Below are 2,548 nucleotides of genomic sequence, written 5' to 3' on the forward strand. Positions count from 1 at the left end.
TCTATATCACTGGCAAGATTCAGGATTACATCCCCGCTTCTTGCAGTATTACGGTAGAGATAGACTCTGAAGGCAATTATGGCTCAGATAAAGATGGTCAGATAAAAGAGCGGCAGGATTTAATCCAGCCAATCGATATGAATACCGAGTCTCAGGAGTTGCCACAAAAGGCGGCAAAACTCAATGCCAGCTTTAACTTCCATCCCACTAACTTACTTACCCAGGGCAGTCATACCTTCCGGGTAACGATAAAAAACCCTGCCGGACTTATCGGCACTTCGACGACAAAAGAAGGCTTTGACTGGATACCGTTTGAGATAATACCAAAACCTACTTTATTATGGCAAAAGGAGTTTGAGCAGAATGTTGGAAATATCTCAATGACTGGAGATGGTAAATATATTGTAGTTGATACAATGCCTGATGAATCAGAAACAAATAAAATATATATGTTTGATAAAGAAGGTAATATCGTCTGGCAACATAGCTCAACAGAGTATGGAAGTACTAGTTTCTGTTTCATATCCATCAGCAAAAATGGAAGTTATATCGCTGCAGGTATGAGTATTCCAGGAGAATTCGAGGGAATGTCTGGTTTATTGTATTTTGATAAAAATGGAAAGTTGTTGTGGAAAGTGAGTGGAGTACTACCAGATGATTTTTCTCTCTCTGATGATGGAGAATACATATTGATGGCTGATCCGATAGGAAGTTGGTATGTCTGGTTATACAACAAGAATGGTGAAAAACTTTGGGAAAAAACAGGTATTATGGGGGCACCTATAATATCTGGAGATGGAAATTATATCTTGATTTATAATCAATTATTTAATAAAGAGGGTAGTCTTTTGTGGGGAAAGGATGGATTTATTCGTAGTGGAATCTCAAAGAATGGCAATATAATTGTAGGTTGGCGTCATAGTACTCTCCGCACATTTGATCTTTCAGGAAATCTCCTTGGAGAATACAGTTGTAAGAGTAAAAATGAAGTTCTTTACCCTGTCCTTTCAGAAAATGGGGAATATATAATTGCTACTAATAATCTAATGGATAAGGCTTACTTTTTCAATAATAACTGTTCACTACTTTGGGAAAAGGAATATAGTAGTCATGATCTAAAAGAATTTGGTGCTATTACGAATGATGGTAAATATTGTGCTGTGGTTTATGGAAGTCTTTCTATTGACATTTTTAATGAAAAGGGCGAGATAGTAGGACAGATAAATTTGGAAAGTGAGAACGGAGGAGAAGTAATAATGCCATGGTCATCTGATGGGAGGTATATGGCAATTACCGAACGGAAGAAAAAGTTATACTTTTATGATACCAGTAGTATTATTAAATAATTTAGGAGAATAGGAGGGAAAAAGGATGTTGCAGAAACTTAAAATATTTTCTTTAATGGGTCTTTGTATCTTTAGTGGAGTATTATTTTCAACAGATATTTTTTCTCAAACTACAGCTACGGTGGATATTACTAATCCAACAGATGGAAGTATAGTGCGGGGAACTTGTTCTATATCAGCAGGGATAACCGTTTCGTACGGATTTCAACAGACACCTACACATGGACCAAGAAATTCAAATTTTGGATGGAGACCAACTACAAATAGCTTTCATTATGGGGTTGATACTGCTGACCAAAATAATACCCCAGTGCGGGCAGTAGAAGGGGGAACTGCTTACGTCAGCTGGTTTACAGGATATGGAAGGACGGTTATTATAGACCACGGAGATGAGCTTTATACCCTTTACGCACATCTTTCTACATATACTGTTAGTAGTGGCCAACAAGTAAATGCTAATGCGGTAATAGGACGATCAGGAAATAGTGGAGGTAATTATGGTTATCATTTACATTTTGGAGTAACACAAGTTCCACAAGGGACAAATTTAACATGGGAAGATATAGGGGCTGATCATACAGTTTCTCAATATAGAATCAATCCTGACGATTACCTCCCGACAGCAAGGATAAGAGTTAACACTACTATTGATAGGAATCAACTTCACTCTCATGATTACCCAGCAGGTACTACTAACATTAGTTACTCCACACCGTGGAATACCACTCAAAATGAAGATGGAACACATACCGTAGGAGTAGAGACTCAGAGATTAAGCACCTTGGCCAACGGAAACCTTGATACGAGAGAAATAGGAACGGATAGTGTCCAAGTAATAGTAGATAATAGTACAAGAGTAGTTGAAGTGCCAATTCAGAAGTCTGCCTCGCCGGCCACTCCTATTGCTGGCGGGTTTCAAGCGGCTTCATCATTGTTTTTCTGGGACAACCAGGGAAATCGCTGGGAGCGGTGGATTAATTCTAATCTACGCGTGGATTCAGATAACATCATCCGCTATAATGCCGGCACCTCTAACCTCGATAACCCAAACCTTCGACATCGGGTCTATCTTGAGAGCAGAATCTATCCACCAGGCTCGATGTATCCTAAAGCCTCCTGCGTTAATAAGAAGGAGATGCAGGCGATTACCTATACCTACGCCTCTCAACCCTTTGCCCTTTTACCCTTTACTAAAGAAGATG

2 protein-coding genes are annotated in these 2,548 nt (G+C 39.1%); both read left to right on the forward strand.

What is annotated here, in order from left to right:
- Positions 1 to 1,346 (forward strand): hypothetical protein (locus AB1414_19040; protein MEW6609508.1); only part of this gene is annotated, 1,346 nt, incomplete at its 5' end.
- Between the two features lie 25 nt (positions 1,347 to 1,371).
- Positions 1,372 to 2,548: M23 family metallopeptidase (locus AB1414_19045; GenBank protein MEW6609509.1), on the forward strand; the 1,177-nt coding region annotated here is incomplete at its 3' end.

This window comes from bacterium, from assembly GCA_040755795.1.
Taxonomy (GTDB): Bacteria; UBA9089; CG2-30-40-21; order CG2-30-40-21; family SBAY01; genus JBFLXS01.